The sequence below is a fragment of the Bacillus sp. FJAT-29937 genome (genome assembly GCF_001509555.1).
Lineage (GTDB): Bacteria > Bacillota > Bacilli > Bacillales > Cytobacillaceae > Cytobacillus.
On record NZ_LMAS01000006.1, the window covers coordinates 300115 to 322017 of the forward strand.

Annotated in this window: 24 protein-coding genes; 14 read left to right on the forward strand and 10 right to left on the reverse strand. The window is 41.1% G+C overall.

Annotation, left to right across the window (positions count from 1 at the left end):
- Window positions 1-4 precede the first annotated feature (4 nt).
- Window positions 5-439 carry a YwpF-like family protein gene (locus tag AR328_RS15060; protein ID WP_066296911.1) on the reverse strand — a complete coding sequence of 145 codons (435 nt, stop codon included), beginning with the start codon at window positions 437-439 and terminating at the stop codon, window positions 5-7.
- A 271-nt stretch (window positions 440-710) separates the two neighbouring features.
- Here AR328_RS15060 and ssb point away from each other — a divergent pair, with 271 nt between their 5' ends.
- Both ssb and AR328_RS15075 read left to right on the forward strand, forming a co-directional pair.
- Complete coding sequence (ssb, locus tag AR328_RS15070; protein WP_066296917.1) at window positions 711-1070, forward strand: single-stranded DNA-binding protein; 360 nt, start codon at window positions 711-713, stop codon at window positions 1068-1070.
- Between the two features lie 3 nt (window positions 1071-1073).
- A complete protein-coding gene (locus AR328_RS15075; protein WP_066296924.1) occupies window positions 1074-1268 on the forward strand; it encodes a hypothetical protein in 195 nt (64 codons plus the stop codon).
- A gap of 120 nt (window positions 1269-1388) precedes the next feature.
- Here the strand turns inward: AR328_RS15075 and AR328_RS15080 are convergent, their stop codons facing one another.
- Window positions 1389-1799 (reverse strand): helix-turn-helix domain-containing protein, encoded by a 411-nt coding sequence (locus AR328_RS15080; protein WP_066296928.1) that lies wholly within the window; start codon window positions 1797-1799, stop codon window positions 1389-1391.
- A 247-nt stretch (window positions 1800-2046) separates the two neighbouring features.
- Here AR328_RS15080 and AR328_RS15085 point away from each other — a divergent pair, with 247 nt between their 5' ends.
- Entirely contained in the window at window positions 2047-2466 is a 420-nt protein-coding gene (locus AR328_RS15085) for a hypothetical protein (RefSeq protein ID WP_066296931.1), read from the forward strand.
- Window positions 2467-3108: 642 nt separating this feature from the next.
- On the opposite strand, the gene AR328_RS15090 is transcribed toward AR328_RS15085, so the two are convergent.
- Window positions 3109-5922: a DEAD/DEAH box helicase gene (locus AR328_RS15090; protein WP_066296932.1), complete on the reverse strand. Its 2814-nt coding sequence runs from the start codon at window positions 5920-5922 to the stop codon at window positions 3109-3111.
- Window positions 5915-7531, reverse strand: coding sequence for an SWIM zinc finger family protein (locus AR328_RS15095; RefSeq protein ID WP_066296936.1), 1617 nt, complete (start codon window positions 7529-7531; stop codon window positions 5915-5917). The genes AR328_RS15090 and AR328_RS15095 overlap by 8 nt, the downstream gene beginning before the upstream one ends.
- Window positions 7532-7909: 378 nt before the next feature.
- On the opposite strand from AR328_RS15095, the gene AR328_RS22845 reads away from it, so the two are divergent.
- The 4 genes from AR328_RS22845 (at window position 7910) to AR328_RS15110 (ending at window position 9752) form a co-directional block, all read left to right on the forward strand.
- Window positions 7910-8062 carry a hypothetical protein gene (locus AR328_RS22845; protein ID WP_197414468.1) on the forward strand — a complete coding sequence of 51 codons (153 nt, stop codon included), beginning with the start codon at window positions 7910-7912 and terminating at the stop codon, window positions 8060-8062.
- A gap of 287 nt (window positions 8063-8349) precedes the next feature.
- Complete coding sequence (locus tag AR328_RS15100; RefSeq protein WP_066296938.1) at window positions 8350-8823, forward strand: CarD family transcriptional regulator; 474 nt, start codon at window positions 8350-8352, stop codon at window positions 8821-8823.
- 253 nt (window positions 8824-9076) lie between these two features.
- Complete coding sequence (locus AR328_RS15105; RefSeq protein WP_066296943.1) at window positions 9077-9349, forward strand: AbrB/MazE/SpoVT family DNA-binding domain-containing protein; 273 nt, start codon at window positions 9077-9079, stop codon at window positions 9347-9349.
- Window positions 9336-9752, forward strand: a complete 417-nt coding sequence (locus AR328_RS15110; RefSeq protein WP_066296949.1) for a PIN domain-containing protein — start codon at window positions 9336-9338, stop codon at window positions 9750-9752. Before AR328_RS15105 ends, AR328_RS15110 begins: the two co-directional genes overlap by 14 nt.
- Window positions 9753-9863: 111 nt before the next feature.
- Here the strand turns inward: AR328_RS15110 and AR328_RS15115 are convergent, their stop codons facing one another.
- Window positions 9864-10424 (reverse strand): 3D domain-containing protein, encoded by a 561-nt coding sequence (locus AR328_RS15115; protein WP_066296954.1) that lies wholly within the window; start codon window positions 10422-10424, stop codon window positions 9864-9866.
- 722 nt (window positions 10425-11146) lie between these two features.
- Here AR328_RS15115 and AR328_RS15120 point away from each other — a divergent pair.
- Window positions 11147-13132: a methyl-accepting chemotaxis protein gene (locus AR328_RS15120; protein WP_066296957.1), complete on the forward strand. Its 1986-nt coding sequence runs from the start codon at window positions 11147-11149 to the stop codon at window positions 13130-13132.
- Window positions 13133-13196: 64 nt separating this feature from the next.
- Here AR328_RS15120 and AR328_RS15125 read toward each other — a convergent pair whose 3' ends face one another.
- Both AR328_RS15125 and AR328_RS15130 read right to left on the reverse strand, forming a co-directional pair.
- Entirely contained in the window at window positions 13197-13415 is a 219-nt protein-coding gene (locus AR328_RS15125; RefSeq protein WP_066296960.1) for a DUF2922 domain-containing protein, read from the reverse strand.
- Between the two features lie 45 nt (window positions 13416-13460).
- The gene (locus AR328_RS15130; RefSeq protein ID WP_066296963.1) at window positions 13461-13679 is read right to left on the reverse strand and encodes a DUF1659 domain-containing protein; all 219 of its coding nucleotides are present in this window, start codon (window positions 13677-13679) and stop codon (window positions 13461-13463) included.
- Window positions 13680-13850: 171 nt separating this feature from the next.
- Here AR328_RS15130 and AR328_RS23100 point away from each other — a divergent pair, with 171 nt between their 5' ends.
- The gene (locus AR328_RS23100) at window positions 13851-14036 is read left to right on the forward strand and encodes a hypothetical protein (RefSeq protein WP_066296968.1); all 186 of its coding nucleotides are present in this window, start codon (window positions 13851-13853) and stop codon (window positions 14034-14036) included.
- A gap of 104 nt (window positions 14037-14140) precedes the next feature.
- On the opposite strand, the gene AR328_RS15140 is transcribed toward AR328_RS23100, so the two are convergent.
- The 3 genes from AR328_RS15140 to AR328_RS23325 form a co-directional block, all read right to left on the reverse strand.
- Complete coding sequence (locus AR328_RS15140) at window positions 14141-14689, reverse strand: hypothetical protein (RefSeq protein ID WP_156422698.1); 549 nt, start codon at window positions 14687-14689, stop codon at window positions 14141-14143.
- Window positions 14690-14733: 44 nt separating this feature from the next.
- Complete coding sequence (locus tag AR328_RS15145; RefSeq protein ID WP_066296983.1) at window positions 14734-15618, reverse strand: helix-turn-helix domain-containing protein; 885 nt, start codon at window positions 15616-15618, stop codon at window positions 14734-14736.
- A gap of 225 nt (window positions 15619-15843) precedes the next feature.
- A complete protein-coding gene (locus AR328_RS23325; protein ID WP_269433525.1) occupies window positions 15844-15972 on the reverse strand; it encodes a hypothetical protein in 129 nt (42 codons plus the stop codon).
- Between the two features lie 340 nt (window positions 15973-16312).
- Between AR328_RS23325 and AR328_RS15150 the strand changes: the two genes are divergently transcribed.
- The 5 genes from AR328_RS15150 (at window position 16313) to AR328_RS15170 (ending at window position 21834) form a co-directional block, all read left to right on the forward strand.
- Window positions 16313-17287, forward strand: a complete 975-nt coding sequence (locus AR328_RS15150) for a nuclease-related domain-containing protein (protein ID WP_066296986.1) — start codon at window positions 16313-16315, stop codon at window positions 17285-17287.
- Between the two features lie 483 nt (window positions 17288-17770).
- On the forward strand, window positions 17771-19303 hold the full coding sequence (locus AR328_RS15155) for a YifB family Mg chelatase-like AAA ATPase (RefSeq protein ID WP_066296988.1): 1533 nt from the start codon (window positions 17771-17773) through the stop codon (window positions 19301-19303).
- 86 nt (window positions 19304-19389) lie between these two features.
- Entirely contained in the window at window positions 19390-19746 is a 357-nt protein-coding gene (locus AR328_RS15160; RefSeq protein WP_066296994.1) for an AbrB/MazE/SpoVT family DNA-binding domain-containing protein, read from the forward strand.
- A gap of 37 nt (window positions 19747-19783) precedes the next feature.
- A complete protein-coding gene (dprA, locus tag AR328_RS15165; protein WP_066296997.1) occupies window positions 19784-20842 on the forward strand; it encodes a DNA-processing protein DprA in 1059 nt (352 codons plus the stop codon).
- Between the two features lie 41 nt (window positions 20843-20883).
- Window positions 20884-21834 carry a hypothetical protein gene (locus AR328_RS15170; protein ID WP_231734872.1) on the forward strand — a complete coding sequence of 317 codons (951 nt, stop codon included), beginning with the start codon at window positions 20884-20886 and terminating at the stop codon, window positions 21832-21834.
- Window positions 21835-21903 lie beyond the last annotated feature (69 nt).

Here is a 21903-nt window from a genome sequence, read left to right on the forward strand (position 1 = left end):
TATTTTAATTCCCTTTAGCAGCAGTAATCTGAGGCTTTCCGCGGAGAATGGTCTTAAATTCCTTCAATAGCGTATCCCCTGATAAGCCCTGATCAATAAGCTTTTTCAAAACTATTTCCGCATAATCATAATTCGTTTTCTTCAGTTTGCCTTCAAAAAGAATACTAATATGATCGGTCACGTGTTTTATTGTTGCAATCTTTGTTTGGAAGGCGGCTGGGCTGTTTTCCTTCTTCGTGATGACAACCTGAACAATAATATCCTCGCCGAGCTTGGACAGCTTCTGAAAATAATCATTATAGGTTTTGTCCACATAGGCTTCTAGCATCCAAGTATTCTGATCGTTCTCTTGATTAATAATTAACCCGTCAACTAGGTTGATATCTACCAATGAATCATCCTCGACAATTTGCAGCGAGATGAGTTTAAACGTCTTCATCCTTTTCCTCCCGTCCGTTATGGCTTATTGAAAGTATAACATAGACCTTTTGGGTAATCGAATTTGGCAGGAATTTTGATTTGTCGAATTTTCTTTTGAAAATGTCTAAATTTGCATTTTTCGAGCGCTTTTTGGTACGGAGTGAACCTTTATACCTATTAAAACTAACTTTTTCCTCCAAAATACCCCCTCATAATTCAATTTTAGCCCTTTTACTCAAATGCCATTCAGGGTTTAAGATAAGAGCATGTTGAAGAGAGGAGAGAAATGGATGATTAATCAAGTAACGTTAGTAGGCAGATTGACGAAGGACCCGGAGATCAAAAGAACACCTGAAGGAACAGCTGTGACGAATGTGACCTTGGCCGTGAATCGTCAGTACCGCAATCAGCAAGGAGAAATAGGGGCGGATTTTGTTCAATGCACCCTATGGAGAAAGACCGCCGAAAATACATCGCGCTATTGCCGCAAAGGCTCTTTAGTTGGAATTACCGGCAGAATTCAGACAAGATATTATGACAATCAAGAAGGAACTAGGGTTTATGTAACTGAGGTATTAGCAGAATCTGTGAGATTTCTTGAGCAAAGGCGTACAGAAGAGGCATTTATCCCCGCTGGAATGGAGGCTTAGGAATTGAACAAAGAGAGGGATTTTGAAAGCCTTGTTGAGGCGTTAATTAGAATGTTGGGCAAATCCAACGAAAGAGTCAATGACTTAACGAATCGGGTCAATCAATTGGAAGTCATTCTCCGAGAGTCATTGTTGCCGGTCTATCACCCTATGCATCAAACGGATCCTAAAGCCAATTTGCAAAAATATCCTTCATGAGAGTTCCTCACCCTTTTCCTCATCTAGAGAAAATCAATCCAATCCCCACTGACTCCATTTTCTCCGGCGCATATCGCGCCGGTTTTTTTTTGGAGATGAGAATCGTTTGCGTCATTCTTTTTACCCTTTTTTCATCCCCTGTATGAGAAACTGCACTACCCTCACCGTTTGAGCTTTTGTCTTTTCATCAAAATTATATAGCTCCAGGAGTGATTTCTTTAATTCCGGATAGCTGTGAAGCAGCTGTTTTATCATATCCATTTCAGGATCAATCGTTCCTTCCTTTAAAACATAGGAATTTGATCGGGTTTTATGCTGAGTTCCATGTGATTCATCCAGTTGATCAATTAAAAATGCGCGATCAACTTGATAAATATCTGCAAACTTTAGGAGGACCCGGTAGGTAGGAACGATTTGCCCAGTTTCATATTTGCTAATCGTGGAACGATGTACATTCATTAATTTTGCGACAAACTCCTGGCTCCAATTTTGTTTGTCACGCAGCTGCTTGAGTTTTTTTGAAATAGACATGTACTCACCGCTTTTCAGAAGTTCTTTTTCTCTAAACTTAGCGGGAATTTGACTGGAAAGGGATGAGTGTTCCTGTTAATCACACTCGTCGTTGTGAAAGGTAATCACAATTGGCGGAAAAGGGCGAAATAGTAAGCTTTTTGTAGAATTGGGCAGGGGAAAATTGAAGGAAGTAAATGAATCGTGTCGAATCTAACTAGTAAAATAGTCCTGACTTTATGATGGGGTGGAATAGGAGTAGTTTGATGTGCCATTTAAAAAAGAAAACAATTTAACAGCATCATTTTATTTTTGCAGGGAGCTATTCAGTCAGCAACATTTGAATATCAATTACCAACCCGGTTTTTTTGACGCACTCAAGTTAATTCACCTCCAAAAACCGAACCCTTATCAAAAAGTTCCTCTTAGAAAAAATACAATTCTTCGTTTTTACTACCTAGAAAATAACACCCAACAATCAATCGATTATTTATTTGATTTCAAAAAAGGCTCCATTGAGGTGAGGAAACCCGAAACAATATCCGCCAATTATCGCCACTTATCCTGTTTTTTAATTAAAGAAGGGAACCGAGTCTCATATATGGCGTATCGGCCAAACGCACCAAGGAAAGTTGCCATAAAAAAACAGCCGCCAAGTCTTGATGGTGAACAGACGATTGGGGGCTGAGGAGGGAGGGGTGGATTTGGACAGGTTTTTGGTAAGATGCTGGGGATCTGAGGTCAAGTTGGGTTAGTTGGACGGGTTTTGTTGGTGCCACGCCAAACCGAGCCTTATGAGCGTTTCATAGTGCGTGTTTTGCTAGGTGCTACGCCAAAACGAGCCTTATGAACCTTTTATAGTGCGTGTTTTGCTTGATGGCAAGCCATAACGCGACTTATGGACCCTTCATAGTGCGTGTTTTGCTAGGTGCCAAGCCAAAACGAGATTTATGAGCGTTTCATAGTGCGTGTTTTGTTTGGTGCCAAGCCAAACCGAGCCTTATGAGCGTTTCATAGTGCGTGTTTTGCTAGGTGCTACGCCAAAACGAGCCTTATGAACCTTTTATAGTGCGTGTTTTGCTAGGCGCCATACCAAAATGAGCCTTATGAGCCTTTCATGGTGGGCGTTTTGTAGAAAACGCGAAAAGGTGTCCATCAAGTCGGGTTAATCGGACAGGTTTTGTGAAAAGCACGAAAACCTGTCCACCAAGTAGGATTATTTGGACAGGTTTCAGAAAAATCCCCAAAACCTGTCCAGCAAACTTAAATATCTGCAAATCTCGCAGTTATATCGGTCACTTTGAAGCTATATCGCTCCAGCACCACCACATTAATTCAAAAACACCAAATCCCTCAATTCATCCGTAGAAAGCTCGGTAATCCAGCTTTCGCTTAGGATGATTTGGTCGTTCAATGATTGCTTTTTCTCCAGCATGGCGTCGATTTTTTCCTCGAGGGTGCCGGTGCAGATCATTTTATGGACGTGGACGAAGCGTTTTTGGCCGATGCGGTAGGCGCGGTCGGTGGCTTGGTTTTCAACGGCAGGGTTCCACCAGCGATCATAGTGGATGACGTGATTGGCCGCAGTCAGATTCAAACCGGTTCCGCCCGCCTTTAAGGATAAAAGAAACACAGGAAACTTCCCGGCTTGGAACTGCTCAATCATCCGGTCGCGTTCGTTTTTCGGAACACTGCCATTCAAAAACGGTACATCGACACCGAAGCGCTTCTTAATCATCCCGCGAATAATATTGCCCATTTCAATATATTGAGTAAAAATCAAGCAGCTTTCCCCTTGATCCAGAACTGAGTCGACCAATTCATTCAGCTTCTCAAGCTTTGCCGAACGCTCAAGCACCTTCGCAGGCTTTTCCTCTTTTAAATAAAGAGCGGGATGGTTGCAAAGCTGCTTCAAACGGCTGAGCATTTGTAAAATTAACCCCTTGCGCTCAAAAGTGGATAAACTTTCGATTTGCTCGAACGTGTCCTTGACGAGCTGTTCATACAACGAAGCCTGCTCCGCTGTTAACGGGCAGTATTCCTTTTGCTCGAGCTTGTCTGGAAGATTCAGCGCCACCTCTTCGTCTCGTTTCGTGCGGCGCAGCAGGAAAGGTCTAATAAAAGCTTGGAGCTGCCCAACCTTTTCCTTATTATCATCCTTCTCAATCGGGAGGACGAAGCGCTTTTGAAATTGGCCCATGCTGCCCAAATAGCCGTGGTTAGTAAAATCAAAAATCGACCAAAGCTCAGACAAACGGTTTTCCATCGGGGTGCCAGTCAAAGCAATATGATGCTTGCCCTTCAGCTTCCGTACCGCTTTTGATTGTTTCGTTTGCGCATTTTTAATATTCTGCGCCTCGTCAATGCTGATCGAGCTCCATTCAACACTCTCGAAATCCTCACCATCTAGAGCGGTTAGTCCGTACGAGGTAAGGACAACATCAGCCCCAACAGCTTTTTCTACAAACTCCTCACCCTTAGGACGGTTCCCTCCATAATGAAGATACGTGTTCAACCCAGGGGCAAACCGTTCAATTTCCTTTTGCCAGTTTCCAAGCACGGAGGTCGGGCAAATAATCAGGGCGGGGCCGGAGTCCGCTTCCTCTTCCTTCACTTTTAAAAGATAGGAAATCAGCTGAATGGTTTTGCCAAGTCCCATATCATCCGCCAAACAAGCGCCAAATCCATACTTGCGCAAAAATAGCAGCCAGCTCATGCCAAGCTTTTGGTATGGACGAAGATCGCCTTGAAAAGCAGAAGGGACCTCCTCAAGCGGGATATCCTTAACATCGCGAAGCTGCTTCACCATTTGCTTCCACTGGCGGTTCATTTCAATTTGAATCCGGGCAAAGGCTTTTGGATTCTCGAGCTCATCATCTTGGTCAGAATCATCAGCAAGAAGCTCCTGCTCAATTAAATCGCGGACATGAAGTCCTTCTTTTTCCGCTTTTTTCATTAAATCTTGAATTTGCCGGACAAACCCGGGATCAAGCTTAATCCATCTTCCTCGAATATAAACGAGCCGCCTTTTTTCCTCCACCATGCTGTTGAACTCATCCTCTGACAAATCGACTCCATTCATGGAAATCCGCCAGTCATAATCGAGCATCGCCTGCAGCCCGACAAAGGATGGCCGATGGCTTGTGGACTGCCCTTTAAGACGAGCCTTCACCTTGAGACTGGCATTCTTCATCACCAGCCACCATGAAGGCAGCAGAATGTCAATTCCTAAAGAAAGGAGAGTTTCACTCGCTTCGGTCAAAAATGTCCAAGCCTCATCCTCTGTTAGGCGAGTCGCGACGCCCTGATCACCTTTAAGCCAAGGAAAAACGTTCAGCCATCTTTCCTGTTCCTTCGCGATTGCCTCCTCGTATTTCTTCCAGCCCCGAGGGTAATTCGCATAATCATGCAAATCCACTAGCAGATCCGGCTCTTTTTTTCCACGAAGAAAAATGCTAAGCTCCCATGAATCGTCCACCTCAGCAGGCTCCTCCAGCTTCAGTCCAATGGAAAAAGGAGTGTCGTTTTCCTTCACGCCAATCCATTCCTGCCAGCTTTCCTCGTCAAAATAGGCCGCAAGATCCCGGGGAGAAAGCTCACTCCGGCGCAGAGTATTTATTTTTCCGCTTAAATCGGCTTTCAGCTTGTGATTTCGCTTAAAAAAAGCATCCAATGCATGATGAAACATCTCGTGTGTAAAATCCTTAACAGATATTTCCCCAATCATCTGCTCCCAAAAGGAAGAACCAAATTCCTGCACAACCCGGTCAGGCAGCGCCCAGCGGAATTCTCCATTTTCCCAAGCAGAAAAATCCGGAATCCACTCCTTCTCGGAAATCGCCTCATATATAGGAAGAGAAGCGGCTAAACAAATTTGGGCGAGCTCATCCCAATCCCACTCGGTAAATGAATTAAACCGCTCCTTCGCAAACAACGTGACAAGCTGCCAGCCGTTAAGGGGAATATCCTTTTCTTCCGTGGCTTTATGATCTTGAAAAAGAGTTCCATAGAAGCTCTCCTCATGATGATTAAACAGCAGCTTGCCCCAGAATTCAGGTTTTAAAAAATACCCCTCATCATTTTGCGCAGAAAGGCAATATAGGTCAGTATCTATTTGTCGGACGTTAATTTTGATCTTAAGCATCGATTAGTTTTCCCCTCTTACATTCTTCCTGGAAGGCGCGAAGCCGCTTTGTTTTTTCGAGCAGGGTGTCTAGGAAAAAGGCCCAGTCATCCTGTCTTTTCAGCTTTTTATATAACGTCCGGAGCTTTTTTAATTTCCGGACAGCCACGCGGTAATGGTCACGGCCTTTATGGGAAATATGGTTTTGGATCGACTGATGATAAAGCGGCAACAGCAGTGCCGGCGCATCTTTTTCAATTTCCTTGATCCGGCTCTTTGGAAGCACGTCAATATCATGGCTCATCCACGCTTGCAAATCAATCCAGCGATCAAAGGAGCGATTTTCAAAAAGAAGATATTCATATTCATTAAAGCTGAATGGCAGCGTTTCAACGAGAGCCTTTTCATATAAATCCTCTCTGCCTGTTTCAGAACAGTAAGGTTGTATCACTTTTATGGCAAGATTAGAGAAATTGCGGTTAACATAATGGTTATCCGAAATTTGAAGGTATTCCCGCAGCCTCTTAATAAATTCCTCGACATAGGGGCCCATTCGTTTCCATTCCTTTTGTTGGGTAAAGAATTCTAGCCAGGTCAGGAAATAGGGAGTCATCCCTTTTTCAGGAACCTCCAATAGCCGAATGGCCTCCTCATCTTTCCCCAATAGGATATATTGATGAATAACAGCAACCACGATTGGGAAATTTCTATCCTTAATAGCCAGTAGTTTTTCGACTTCTTCCTGGCACCAAGCCTTCTTCTTGAAAAATTTCATCCACAGGATTCGATACAATTGAGTTTGTTCAAATTCAAGCGGGAAATCATATTTAAGGATATCGGTCGAATCCCCTTTTAATTTTTCAATAAACTCATCAAAGGCAAAGGGAAGGGATTGGACTGACAGCTTGTTGGTCACTTCCAAAATATCCTCCATCAAATCCTGATAAAGATGGTGATAGTAACGGTGAATCATTTCTCCCGAGTGCCCGAACTGAATGCTCAGTTCCATCAGCTTTTTAAAGCTAAAGAAGTAGCCAACCAAGTGATAAAGGAGCTTCCATTCCTGCTCAAAAGGCGCATTGGCTTGCCAGCGCTTCGTATAGATTTGAAAAAGTTCATTCATATAATAAGGCTTCGGCTCGCCGTTCCCGGTCATAATCGTGTCAAAGCTAGCGTGAAAGGAGGCCACCCACTGGTCATAATCAGGTTTTTGTCTGCTTGAAGTGGTCAACAGATCTTTCGCTCGCTGAAGGCCGAGAAGCTGGACCGTTTTGCTCTCCTGCAAAGGCTGTCTCCAATCATTCACCCAATCCGTCACACTCTTCGCCTGCGAAAGCAGATAGAAAAACACCGCAAGCTGGTGCCGGCAAAATCCATCAGTCGGACACGAGCATTCGCTTAAATTGATAAAATTCGGATCAAGCATCACCTTTGCCGGCGTCACATCCTGAACCACACCCACGATCTCGTTCCGATCAAAGCGAACGTGAGAAACTAGCCCTTGCCGAAAAAGCATCAGTCCCTTCTGAACCATGCGCTCATCCTCAGGCGACTTCGGACTCAGCATATCCTTCAACTCACCCGCCGCAAAATCCAACGGCTCGAGGAAATGCTCTGGAATGGTAGACATGGAAAAACCTCCTTTTCCCACCGGTGCCAGGCACCATCAATGGGCAAAATATATATATTTTTAGTCATTCGCCAGTGCTGGGCACTATTGTTTTGTATTTTTGATGGAACAATTATTTGATAACATTACGCTTGCTGATTTTGAAAAAATACATCCATTTATTATACCATTTTAAGGAGAGCCATTGAAGGGAACAAAACTGGGGTATTTAGAAACAAGAACGCCGGGTTATCATTTATTGTTACTTACAAAAGGGGAATGTTTGTTCGTTTTCCTCTAGGAGAATAATAAGAAATATGATAGACTAAATATGCAACTGTATATTGTGAGAGAGGTTGGTTGTTACTCTTCTTCCGGTTTGGGAAGGAGGTGATGATCATGGAAACATTTCTTGAATTTCTTAGAGAAGTTCTGAAGGGGATTGTGCGTGAGGTTAGTGCCCAATTCTTTCGGAAACACGTTCTAGATAACAAGAAAACCACCCTACGCCGTCACAAGCAAAAGGGTGGTTTTCGAAAAACGAATAAATAATTAGACAACCATCACCCTGACGGTAGAGGTTGCAGGGAGAAGTGTTCACAGCACTTCTCTTTTTAATATACTCTTATTATACATGAAATAAACCCTGTAATAAAGGTAAAGGGTACAAATTAATAGGAATGTTTGGTTAGGGATTTGTTGGAAAACTATATAAAGTTTTTAAAAATAAATTCCAAAAATGTATTGACCCCAACAAATGTTTCGTGTTATATTAGTGAATTTGCTTTAAAAGTCACCCTGTGTTACCATTATAAATGAAGGTATATGGAGGTGATGATATGTTTCAAATTGGCGATAAGGTTTTTTATCCAATGCATGGGGCAGGCATCATTGAGGCCATAGAAGAACGGGAAATTCTTGGGAAGACACAGGAGTATTGTGTGATTCACATACCCATGAATAAGATGGACGTCATGCTTCCATTGAAAACAATGCAGAAATCCGGAGTTCGCTCCATCATAGACGTGGATGCGATGAGAGAAATATTATTTGATCTTCACCATGTGGAATCAGACTGCAATCTCCCTTGGAAGGAACGGTACAAAGCAAACGCGGAGAAGCTGAAGACGGGTCGAGTGGAAGATTCAGCTGAAATTGTTCGGGATCTCCTGCATCGCAATAAAGAAAAGTCGCTTAATACGAGTGAACGGCAAATGCTCAATCAAGCGCAGCGAAATATCATAAGTGAAATGATTTTAATAAAAGACATCAGCGAGACGGAAGCGGCTGAAATGTTGAAGAAATCTAGTTAGGACAAAGTATTAAAGGTGCAAACATGCTAAATAGAGTGCTAAAAAGCACTCTATTTTTGTTATGCTTTCAGCGTTTAGAGGCAATTGGTTGGGCATATGAAATCAAAACCTGCATTAAATTTCCTTTATTAACTAATCAGGATGCTAAATTTCCTATGGATTGACTAAGCTTAATATTTCCCAATGCTCTATTGAATTATCAGAAAGTATTACTTACAATTATAGTAATACTGATATGTGGGGAGTGAATAGAATGGAATTAATGAGTGGAAAGATGACGAGCAAAGGACAAATCACTATTCCAAAAGAACTCCGAGAGTTATTAAGTGTCAAAGAAGGCGACCAATTTCGATTTTTAGTGGATGAGGATACAATCAAGATTGAACCTGTCAAAAAGAATTTATTAAGTCATGTTATAGGCCGTGTGGTAGCAAGTGAACCTATGGATTTAGAACATATGAGGCAGGTTACCCAAAAACAAGCCGCTCAAACGATTGATCGAGAGGAACTTAGTGAGAGTGAATAAGTTTTTAACGGATACCAATGTCCTAATTCGGTTGATTGTGAAGGATGATGAGGATAAATTTCGTATCATGATGAAATTAGCCAAAAAAGTCGAAAATCATGAATTAACATTAATAATTCCAACGGTGGTTATAGCCGAGTGCTGTTGGTTATTAAAATCTTTTTATCAGTTAGAAAAATCGTTAATTAAGGAATATTTAACGGACATCCTTCAATCGGTTAATGTGGAACCTGAAGAAGAGATCGTGATAGAAGCTCTGCGGTTATATGCCGAAAAAAACATAGATTTTGCGGATGCTTTATTAAGTGTTAAATCTTCGAGTACCCTACCAGTTTTAACATGGGATAAAAAAGATTTTAAGAGGTTGAATTGCGAATATTTCAGTCCAAACGAGATAATCTAAATAGAAAAATAAAGAAAGCAGGGCGAATACTTGCCCTGCTTTTACCTGTTGCTATACTTTTTCCTTCATGAACCTCAAAAGAGAACATGTTATAAAAATAAGAGTCGCTCTCTAGTTATATACTTTAATCTTCACTGTTTTATTTCCCCATTGAATGGCCTGCTTTTGAGAAGGGATAAATACGTCAATTTTGTTTCCTTTAACAGAAGAGCCCTTGTCGCCAGCGATTGCTTCTCCGTACCCAGGTACAAAAACTTTCGATCCGAGCGGGATAACCTTAGGGTCAACAGAAATGACTTTCAAGTTTGGATTCTTTTTTAAATTTAGTCCTGTAGCCGTAATGCCGCTGCAGTTTTTGCAGCTAGCTGTATAGGCAGTGGCTTTAACGGTAATTTCTTTATAGCTCGCAGCTTTCACAGCAGGAGCGGGCGGTTTGGTTTCAGAAGTTACTGATGTAGGAGCCACTTTTAACACCTGATTAGGCTTAATGATATCTGATTTAAGCTGATTCCAAGATTTTAGTTGCTGTACGGTAATTTGATTCTTTTTAGAGATGGACCAAAGAGTATCTCCATTTTGCACTTTATATGTATGTTCAGCTGCAGATGCGGCATTCGAAAATCCAACTAGTAGAAAAAATGCTGTCGTGATGGTAATTAGAAGTTTTTTCATGAGAGATTCTCCTTTTCTTTCTTCTTAAGGAGTATATTAGCAAAGGAAGATAACAGGAGTGTTTCAGAATAAAACTATTTTTATTACAAAGTAGATTAGGTTTGTAATATTTAGAGTAGGTTTTGAGGTTAATAGTTTTAAAGGACACAAAGCAGGGAGGTTACCTAATTCATGTCCATTACATTAAGATTGCTTTAAAGGACACAAAACGGGGGAAGTGCCCAACCGATGTCCTTTAAATCGGTTTTAAAGGACACAAAATAGAAGAATCACCCAATCTATGTCCGTTAAACGATGGGAATTATTCGAAAGTTCTCCTTTTAAGTCCCTATAGCGGAACCACAGTCCTCTCAAAAATTAAAGGGGACTCACCTTCCGCTAATTACACAAAATCCCCGGCCCCTCCCGCCGTCCGATATCTATTTTCAATAACCAGAAACAAGCTAATTTAAATTTACCAAAAATGCCGAATTTTGTTGAATATTAGCGATTTCAAGGTTATAATTTTGATAAAAAACGCTTACATAATTCCAATTAAAATGGGAACGGCTAGTACGATAGGACCAAAAGCATTGGGAGCTCGGGCGATCTCAAATCTTGCAATCTTTTTTCGATCATCGCCACGATTCGAATGTGAAAAAAGTGTCCCTTTTGGCTACTTTTAACAAGGTAGTCTTTTACTATAAAAGCGGAGCAAAGTTGAAAATGAAAGGAAGGCCTCCATCACCGTGAAAACCAAGCCAAAGAGAAACCCCATTTTTGCATTGACGATTAGGAAAAAACTAATTCTATCATTTATTCTGGTATTGTTAGTGCCATCTGTAACGATCGGTCTGTCATCCTATTTAAATGCGCAAGACAATATTAAGGAAAAAATCCAGATTAGTTCGAGGGAAAATGTTTTAATCATTGACAAGTTTATCACCAGCTTTATTGAGCCGAAGGAGAATGCGGCGGCTTATTTCGGCGGGCTATTTGACAAGACTTATTTTTCAGAAGAAAAGATTCCAACGACGATCGCGCATTTGAAGGAATATCAAGTACTAAATCCAGAGACGATGGTTGTTTATATAGGAACGGAAGAGAATGGGGATTTTCTCTCTTATCCAGAACAGGATTTGCCGGATGGGTATGATCCTAGAAAGCGCCCTTGGTACATTGGTTCTAAGGAGCAGAGCGGGGAAACGTTTATTACAGAGCCGTATATTGACGCCTTTACTGGTGGGGTGATCGTGACCATTGCTCACACGCTTAGGGATGGTTCGGGTGTATTTGCGATGGACCTTAGCCTTGAAGCATTAAACAAGCTAACAGATGGAATTAAGATTGGAAAAAACGGATATCCGATCCTTATAAGTGCTGAAGGAAACTACCTCGTTCACCCGGAAATTGCTGCTGGTGAAAAGGCAGAGGGCAGTTGGGTTCAGTCTTTATTGGAAAAGAAAGATGGGCAGGTCACTGATAGCCATAACCAAATTGATTTTACAACGAATGAAATAACCGGGATGAAAATTGCCGGTGTGATGGACTTAAATGAGGTCAGTCAAGATACGAAGCCGATTCTCATGATGACTCTATTAATCGTTGGACTTTTCATCGTGATCGGGGCCGTGCTATCTTATTTTGTGATCCGGTCGATTACGAGGCCTTTGAACCAGCTAGTTGCAGCCACTCGAAAGGTAAGCAAGGGCGATCTGACTCAAACCTTCGATGTGAAAAATAATGATGAAATCAGCCATTTAGGCATTAGCTTTAATAAAATGGTGGGGGCACTCCGCGAGCTGATCCGAAATGTGGATGCGAAATCCGAAATGCTGGCCGCCTCATCGGAGCAGCTGTTGGCAAGCACGGAGCAAAATAATACCGCGACAGAGCAAATTGTCGACGCCATTCAAGAGGTTGCCACCGGAACCGAACACCAATCCAAGATGGTTGAGGAAAGCCATCATATTGTAACGTCGATGTCTGGGGAAATGGAAAAAATGCTGAGCCATTCCCAGGCCGTTCGCGATACATCCATGGACGCTGTAAGTATTGTCAACACTGGAAATCAAGCGATTCAACTAACATCTGAACAAATGACCAATATTCATAAAACGATTAGCAGGCTTAGCGGGGTCATTGAGGATTTAAGAAAAAGATCGATTGATATTAATCAAATCATTGATGTGATTTCGGGGATCGCCGGCCAAACAAATCTTCTCGCATTAAATGCGGCCATTGAAGCGGCAAGAGCAGGGGAAAATGGAAAAGGATTTGCTGTGGTCGCAGATGAGGTGCGTAAATTAGCGGAGCAATCGTCTCGATCAACTGAAACCATCCGACAACTCATCTCCTCCATTCAAATCGACACGAACCAAGCAGTCGAATCGATGGAAAAAGGAACAGCCGAAATCGAAAAAGGGATGGATCTTGCCCAAAGTGCAGGAGAGGCCTTCCATGAAATCAAGCAATTTATCGATCACGTAAACACTGAAATTCAAACGATTTCTGTCTCTATCAAAGAAACTTCCGCAGGCACGGAACAGGTAGTTGGCGTTGTCCACGGCATCGAAGAAATTGCTGTCAAAACAACAGCCGACAGCCAAAATGTTTCCGCCGCAACCGAGGAACAATTAGCCTCCATGCAGGAAATCGCAGCGTCCGCCTCTTCGCTATCTTATATGGCGGAAGAACTTCAGGAGTTAATTGGGCAATTTAAAATATAAGTGTTTCAAAACACAAAGAGGCCGGTCTGCATAGAAGCAGAACCGGCCTTATTTATTGGGATAACTAGACTAATTCGTAGGCGGTGACGTTGCGCTCGATGACTCTTGCTTCTTTTGCCGAGGCAAGAGTGCCGTTCATCGTTTGGAACACATCCGCAGCGATGATTTGCTCCATTGCTAGTTTAACAGCGGCTGGATCAATCGGCTCCTTCGGGTTATCGATGGAAAGCCTTGAGAGCTTCCCTGAATTTGTCACAAATGTTAATTCTAATGATTTTGCCATGGGTTTTGTCCTCCTTTCTTTTTATTAAAATGTTGCTTCTAGCCCTTAGCCAAGAATGTCAAAGCTGTCATTTTTGACAATGGTAGATAAGGAATCCTTGCTAAGTGATGCAATTGCCGTTGCTGCCTGAAAAAGCTGGTCAGCTGTCGCCATCTTTTTCACATTTCCAAACGTGCGCGACTTGAAAATCGGTTCGCCCTTCTCATTTAATCCCGTTTCAAAGGTCAGACGAAGCCTTGTCTCGATCATTAATGCCTCTGCCATGTTGATCACCTCCTCTCACTCTTTATATATAGAGGGGAGGGGGGAAAGGACAGGGTTGGGACATTTACTTTGAATATTGGGTATTTTCCTTTAAAAAACATATTCTAAAAAAATATGATAGGATATTCCTGTGTGAAATTTATGTAGTTATATATTGTCGGAGGGGAGTACATGGTGCTTATACTAATCTTAGTCTTAGCTTTTTTAACGTGGTTTCTACCGCTGCCTGGAAAAATAATTTTGCTGGGCATAAATCTTTTTTTACCCGACCCCATGCCTTTCGGAGATGAAATCATTCAAATCATAGGCTTTGCAAAGAATAGTAGAAAAGGGTATAAAATGATTTCAAAACGCTAGTATAGTAAAAGCCTATAAATGGGCTTTTTATTTTTGGGGGTCTGATGTTCTTTCAAAACAAAAAAACGAGCGATCGGAAAAGATCACTCGTTTGGTAATAAGTATTATGCTAATTTAGATCCACCGATGCTGTGTTGTACTGGGTAATCGGCAACTTTAACTCCGCCAATCCCGTGTTGTACCGGGTAATCAGCAACTTTAACTCCGCCAATACTGTGTTGTACCGGATAATCAGCAACTTTAACTCCGCCAATCCCGTGTTGTACTGGGTAATCAGCAACTTTAACTCCGCCAATCCCGTGTTGTACCGGGTAGTCAGCAACTTTAACTCCGCCAATCCCGTGTTGTACTGGGTAATCAGCAACTTTAACTCCGCCAATACTGTGTTGTACCGGGTAATCAGCAACTTTAACTCCGCCAATACTGTGTTGTACCGGGTAGTCAGCAACTTTAACTCCGCCAATACTGTGTTGTACCGGGTAATCAGCAACTTTAACTCCGCCAATACTGTGTTGTACCGGGTAATCAGCTAGTTCAACAGGATCTACACTATGCTGCACAGGATAGTCGGCCAAGTTAGAAATATTAGAACCGAAAGCACCCAATCCTAAAACAGATAATGATAGGGCAGTTACTTTTAATAGTTTTTTCACATTTCCACCAGCTTTCCCATATTTTATAAGATAAGTAGATTGTATCAAGAGTTAAGTAGATTAGCAATCTCGTCTTCCATAATACCTAGTAATTTTGACTTTTTCTCTAATTTTAAAAGGTGAAGGCACTCGTCTAAATAGTGTTTACCTTTTTCGACTTCCCCCATTTGAACATAGTTATGTCCAATTTGGTAATGAAATTCATTTAAGAGATATAGCAATTCTTCATTAATACAGAGATTTAGTCCTTTATAACAATAAGAAAGGGATTCTTCATACATATCTAATTTGGTATACGCTTGGGAAAGGCCAAATAAAATTCTTAAATTCCCTTTCATATTTAAAACGTGTGGTAGATTTTCTATATTATTTAAGGCTTCAAGAAAAATGGTCACGGCACTGCGGTAATTTTTAGTATCGTAAAAAATAAGCCCAATACTTGTTAGGATTTCAATTTCCCTCTCAGTAAGAGAGACTCTTTTTGGATTGGTTAACGCTATTGCCTTACTCAAAGTATCAAATGCTTTATCTGAGTTGCCGTCAAGGTGATGGTCACAAATCCCCTGATGCCACATCAAGTATTGCTTGAGCGATTTCTGATTAAATAAGGGGCTGTCCTCTTCCTGTTGAATGATATTATTGATCGCCGCGTAATTGCGTTCTCTTTTGTATTTTTCAATAAGTTGAATAACAGCATTTGGGTAATGGACAGTTGTCTTAGAAGCGATATCGAAAAAATAGGTTAGTTCCATATCAAGCTTTTTCGCGAATTTATAGAGCACATCTATGGTGGGATAGGATCGTTCTTTTTCGAAAGAAACTAATTCTTCTACCGTGCAGATTCCCTCCGCTAATTCCTCAACCGTTAAGTTCTTGTATTGCCGAAAGGATTGGAGGATTTCTCCAAATAAATATTTCTCTAGCTTCATATAAATCCCTCATTTCAACAATCTCTAATGCAATAGTAACATATTCCTTTTCTTTTAATAAAGGGAAGAGTGACCTATGTTTTGAAAAATCAATAGTAATTGGAAAATTTATTTTTATTGTAGGTAATTTAGAATTGGTAAATTATTATTCAATATAGTTAATTATTATACAATAGAATTATGGATCTGTAAGTATTTTTCAAGGACATATCCTTCATACTGTTCCTAGCCAGCCTGACCACATAAACGAGCGCAATCGACTAGCCCCCGAATCACTGGCAGCTGAAAAGTGATGCAGCTAAACATTACATATGCAAGAATAACGTGCAAAGGCCAATCCGGATTCCGCTTCATACCGATCACCCCTAATAAATTGTATTAATATTATTGATTTTCATGCCTTTTAGGTGCTTGATTAGGAAAATTGGTATAGGGTTTGAGTCGTGGGGGATTTTTTCTGGAACTTTAGTATCGTTTTATCGAGTCGTATTAGGTGCTAAAAATGAATTGGCTGACAACCTGCATAAATTGGCTGACAAACTACTAAATCTGGCTGACAAACCTGCATAATTGGCTGACAAGCTATCAAATCTGGCTGACAAATAATATTAGTCAAAATAATCTCTCTTAAATGAAGGGATTTTCGACCGAATAGAGAATTAATAGCATGAGAATAACGTAGGGGAGTGACAATTTGATTAAGAAAGAGAGAAAAAAGACGATTGCTCTGAGAAAATTGGAGGCTTTGGATAGAAGATTGCATCCTGCTCATCATAAAAAACAATCAATAGCTGATAAGTTGGGAAGTGAGAAAGCTGGGTTTCGAGGTGAAGTGGCGCTTGATTATCATTTAACCTTTTTGCCGAATGAAAACTATTATATTTTTCATAATCTTAGATTACAGGATAATAAAAAACGGTATTTTCAAATTGATACATTGATACTCACCACCAAATTCCACTTAATCCTCGATACAAAAAACTTTTCAGGCACCCTATTTTTCGATCAAGAATTCCAGCAATTAGTGCGCACCAATCAAAACGAAAGCAAAGCCTATTCCGACCCGATCCTACAAATTAAAAGACAGAGACTTCAATTGCAATCGTGGTTAAATGATCATCAATTCCCACTGGCACCGATCTTCCCATTTGTAATCATAAGTTTCCCATCTACCACGATCCAAACGAACCCGCAGTATGCCCATTTGCTTCGAAATGTAATCCATTCAGCAGCACTTCCCTTTAAAGTAGAAGAACTTGAAAAAAATCATCACCCAACCCTCCTAACAAAAAAGGAACTAAATGTCATTTCCCGAAAGCTAATAAAAAAACATGTGCCCAATAATCCCGATATTTTGGCAAAATATCAAATCAGGAAAGAAGATATCATTCCAGGGGTATATTGCAATAATTGTTTGTCATTCTCAATGAAAAGGGAATGGGGAAATTGGAAGTGCAAGCAGTGCAACCACATGGATCCCACTGCCCATCTGTCAGCACTAGAAGATTATTCGTTATTATTTGGACAAAACATTACAAATCCCGAATTAAGAGCATTCTTGGGAATCGAGTCAGAATCCGTTGCTAGAAAAATATTAACTTCCGTTTGCCATGAAACTTTCGGAGAAAAAAAGAATAGGGGATATAAGATTCCGATGTGGCTGGATTGACTTGTGGGTTGTAGCGGGTTTATGATCCTCGACGGAATTGGATGATCATATGAATTGGATATTTTTAACACGAACCAGCTGGCAACTACGAACGATTGGTTGATCCTCCGCATGAATTAGCTGGGAACTACGCAAGATTGGTTGATCCTCCACATGAATTAGCTGGCAATCACGCCCGAATTAGCTGCTCCCCATGAATTGGCTGACAAACTGCATGATTTGGCTGACAAACCACATAAATTGGCTGACAAACTACCAAATCTGGCTGACAAACCACTCAAATTGGCTGACAAATCTACTAACCTACCATTGGAGGTGATTTTTTCGAGGATTTTAATAGGAATTTAGATAATTACAGCTAGATAATCTATGAGAAAATACCGCTGCAATTAAAAATAGCACTCTTTTGGAAAAAACTATGGGAAAACTACCCAAAGTAGAGAGTACTTTGTGTTATTAAATAAAAAAGGAGAGAATTCAATCATGGCATCTACTGTCTACAGCTTTACCATCACTGGCATTCATGGCCATCTTGTCGAGGTGGAAACGGATACGCTGATTGGGCTGCCGTCCGTGTCCATTGTCGGATTGGGGGACAAAGCAGTAAAGGAAGCGAAAGAGCGATTAGAGGCAGCGATCAAAAACGCAGGATACCAATTCCCGCCGCAAAAAATTGTCTTCAATCTCGCGCCCTCAGATATGAAAAAAACAGGCACCCATTTTGACCTCGCAATGGCCATCGGGCTATTAATAAAATCGAACCAAATCATGCCGAATTCCACAACCCAAACGGGACTCATCGGCGAACTTTCCCTTAACTCCTTCATCCGATCGGTTTCCGGCATCCTGCCTATGGTCATTAAAGCAAAAGAAATCGGCATAACTAGACTCATTATTCCAAAAGAAAATGTCCAAGAAGCCAAGCTTGTCAAAGGAGTGGATGTAATAGGGTGTGAAACGTTAAAAGGCGCAATTAATATTATAGAAGGAAAACATCATCACGAAAAAAAATCAATTGAATTTCCCCCTCACCAGGAGAAGCCCGACTACTCCATTGACTTCAAAGACGTAAAAGGCCTTCACTCCTTAGTAGAATATATCAGTATTGCCGCTGCTGGAGGTCATAATTTCCTTATGATTGGCCCACCCGGCTGTGGGAAATCTATGATCGCCAAACGTATTCCGACCATCCTCCCACAGATGACAGAAGAAGAGTCGCTTGAAGTGATGAAAATTTATAGTGTGGCCAATCTGCTAAAAGACAAAGGCAGTTTACTTACCGAGCGCCCCTTTAGATCCCCACATCACAATGCCTCAACGAACTCCCTCATTGGCGGCGGAACATTCGCACTGCCGGGTGAAATTTCCCTTGCTCATCACGGTGTATTATTTTTAGACGAAATGGATGAATTTGGTAAAAAGGCCCTTGACTCAATGAGGCAGCCGCTCGAGGACCATTCAGTTACCATTTCTAGAGTGTGGGGTTCCAACACATACCCTGCTCATTTTATGCTCGTTGGTGCAATGAACCCTTGTCCGTGCGGCTATTACGGACAGCCGAAATGCAGGTGCACCGACTATGAAATTATGAAATATCGGCAAAAGCTCTCCGGGCCCATCATGGATCGAATGGATATTCAAAAATATGTGGGGGTGGTCGATTTTTTTAACAAAGAGGAAGAGGGGATTAGCTCCGCTGCCATTCGCAATCAGGTCGAACAAGCAAGGGCCATTCAGCAAGAGAGATACAAGGATTATCCAGAAATCAACTGCAATGCCCAACTCACCCCATCGTTAATAAAGAAATTCTGTACTCTTGATAAGGAAAGCAATCACTTGCTCGAGCAAGCCTATCATCGTTTTCAATACAGCGGGCGGTCGCTGCACAAATTTATCAAAATTGCTCGGACGATAGCGGACTTAGAGGGAGCGGAACATATTCAAATTCAACATGTAAAGAAAAGTCTCTTGAGCCGGGATATTGAAAAGGATTCGGTATTGTTAAATGGAGGATAATTGGCGTGAGAACAACGTGAATATTAAAGGAATACTTGGTATAATATATTCATCAATTCTGAATTACTGAAAGGATGAATCCCTGAATGATGTATGATGTACAAATCAATGATAGAGGTCAAATTACAATTCCTAAAGAGCTGCGAGAAACGGTCAATTTTAACGCTAATGATAGATTGAAATTAAGCTTGGATACGGATGGGCGGATTGTGCTATTTAAATCTGACTTCTTTGATGATGTGGAGGACTTGATTCGAAGGGATCTTGAAAATAAGGGTCTTACACCTGAACAGATTGAAAAAAAACTACCCGAGCGGAAAAAAAGTCTTGGAAAAGCATTATTGAAAATGGCTAAGGAAGTAGATGAAGAGATTGAACGCGGAGAATATGTAACGCTCGATCAGCTCGATCAGTTAAATGAGGAGCTAGAGAGCGGGGATTGAGAAATGTATGAAATCATCGTGATTGGAGGATACGATTATGAAAATATATTGGATCTGGCTAACCACGCTAAAATATGTCGGGCCAGTTTTACAAAAGCAATTAATCGCTCATTTTCAAACGCCTAAAGCGGTTTATGATGCAGAGGAAGAGGAGCTTTCAAAGGTGCCTAAAATGAATAAGAAAGCCCTGAAATCTATCCTCTCAAATCGCTCTTTAAAAGAAGCGGAAAATATACTGAAGGCTGCAGATCGAAACGGAATTGAAATTCTTCAATTTGAGGACGACCTCTACCCCGATTTCGCAAAGGTGTACAAAGAATCCCCAATAGTCCTCTATTATAAAGGTGACCTCAGACCGGTCCAAACAACGGTGGGAGTTGTCGGTGCAAGAAGATGCACACCATATGGAAAGAAAGTAGCGGAGCGGTTAGGGGAAGAGCTTGCGGCACTAAGTATGCCAGTCATTAGCGGATTTGCAAAGGGGATCGATAGCTACGCCCAGGCAGCATGCGTCCGGAACGGAGGATACACAATGGCGTTCCTTGGATGCGGACCGGACATTTGCTACCCACCTGAACAAAGACCGCTCTACCACCAAATCCTTGAAAAAGGCGGCACCTTTATCTCCCAATATCCTCCTGGAACACCGCCAAACCCCAAATACTTTCTCGCAAGAAACGCCCTCATTAGTGCTTGGTCCACTGAACTTGTAATCGTAGAGGCAGGCGAGCAAAGCGGCGCCCTTTGGACTGCTGACTTTGCTGCGAAAAATAACAAACCTGTATACGCCGTTCCTAATCAAATCCATATTCCCGAGGGAGTGGGAACAAATCTTTTAATATCCCGCGGAGTTCCGCCGTATTTAGGGATTCACAGTTTGCAAGTGACGAAAGCAAGAGTAAACAACAGTCATCAAGTTCCTCCAACTCCCATCAATGAAAACCCTATTTTGAAGCTTCTTGCTCAAAATACATACACCATTCAACAGCTATCCAACCAGCTAAACCTCAACGAAACAGAAATTATGGATCAACTATTTGAATTAGAGCTCGATCAACAAATTATTATTCGGGGGAATGTTGTAAGTAAAATTTGAGGATTTGTGTACTCATCGACAACCATACAAAATTGTATCGATTGTACATTATCGATAAAATAAAGAAAAGAAAGAAAACGTCGATTGCATATAATAATTATGACATCATCTTTCGCAGCATGACTGAGCAATTCAAAGAGAAGGCTTTGGACTTCTTTGGTGTTCAAACTGCACCGATTATACTTGTACAACCAACCGATCTGCCGGCAATAAAAGTAAACGACAGAAGAATGGATTTTATGTTTTTGCTGGCGGATGACACATATTTACATTTAGAATTTCAAACAACATTCAAAGAGGCTGACCTCGATCGATTCCTGCAATATGATGTTAGTGCCTACGAGCTGTTTAAAAAACAAATCCAAACTGTTGTCATTTACGGAGCGGACGTTGAGGAGGCTTTAGAAAATAAGAATTATGGCTCTGTAAAGTATGATACACAAGCAGTCTTTATGAAAGATTATGATGGAGACCAGATTATGCAAGACTTGTGGTCCAAAGTTGAAAGTGGCCAAGAATTAACCGAAATGGATGAGCTGAATCTAATTTTTTCCCCGTTAATGAATAGTTCCGTAAGTCGTTCTGAGAGAGCGATAGAAACAGTAGAATTAGCTAAAAAGATAAAAGATGAAGAAAAGCAAGTCCGATTAATGGCAACTATTATTGCTATATCAGACAAATTTATTGATAAGGAATATGTGGAAAAACTAATGGAGGTGTTAAGTATGGCAAGAGTGCTTCGAGAGTTTGAAAAAAGAGTGAAGTTGGAAAGTGGGATTGCAGGAAGTCAACATACAATCAAGGATTATTTAGATGCACGATTTGGTATAGAAGCTAAACGATTACAAGATCAAGTTGATGAAATAGTGGATTTAGAATTGCTGAATAAATTAATTCACGATTTATTCCGTGCTGAAAATCGCAAGGAAATGGAATGGCTTATTGAAGCAGCAAATGAAAAACAAAAACAAATAAATAAAAAGGTCGAATAACCTATTTTGTTTGGGTAAAGTTTACTAATAACGTGGATGAATCAGGGGAAATTAAGGAGGTGAGATGTA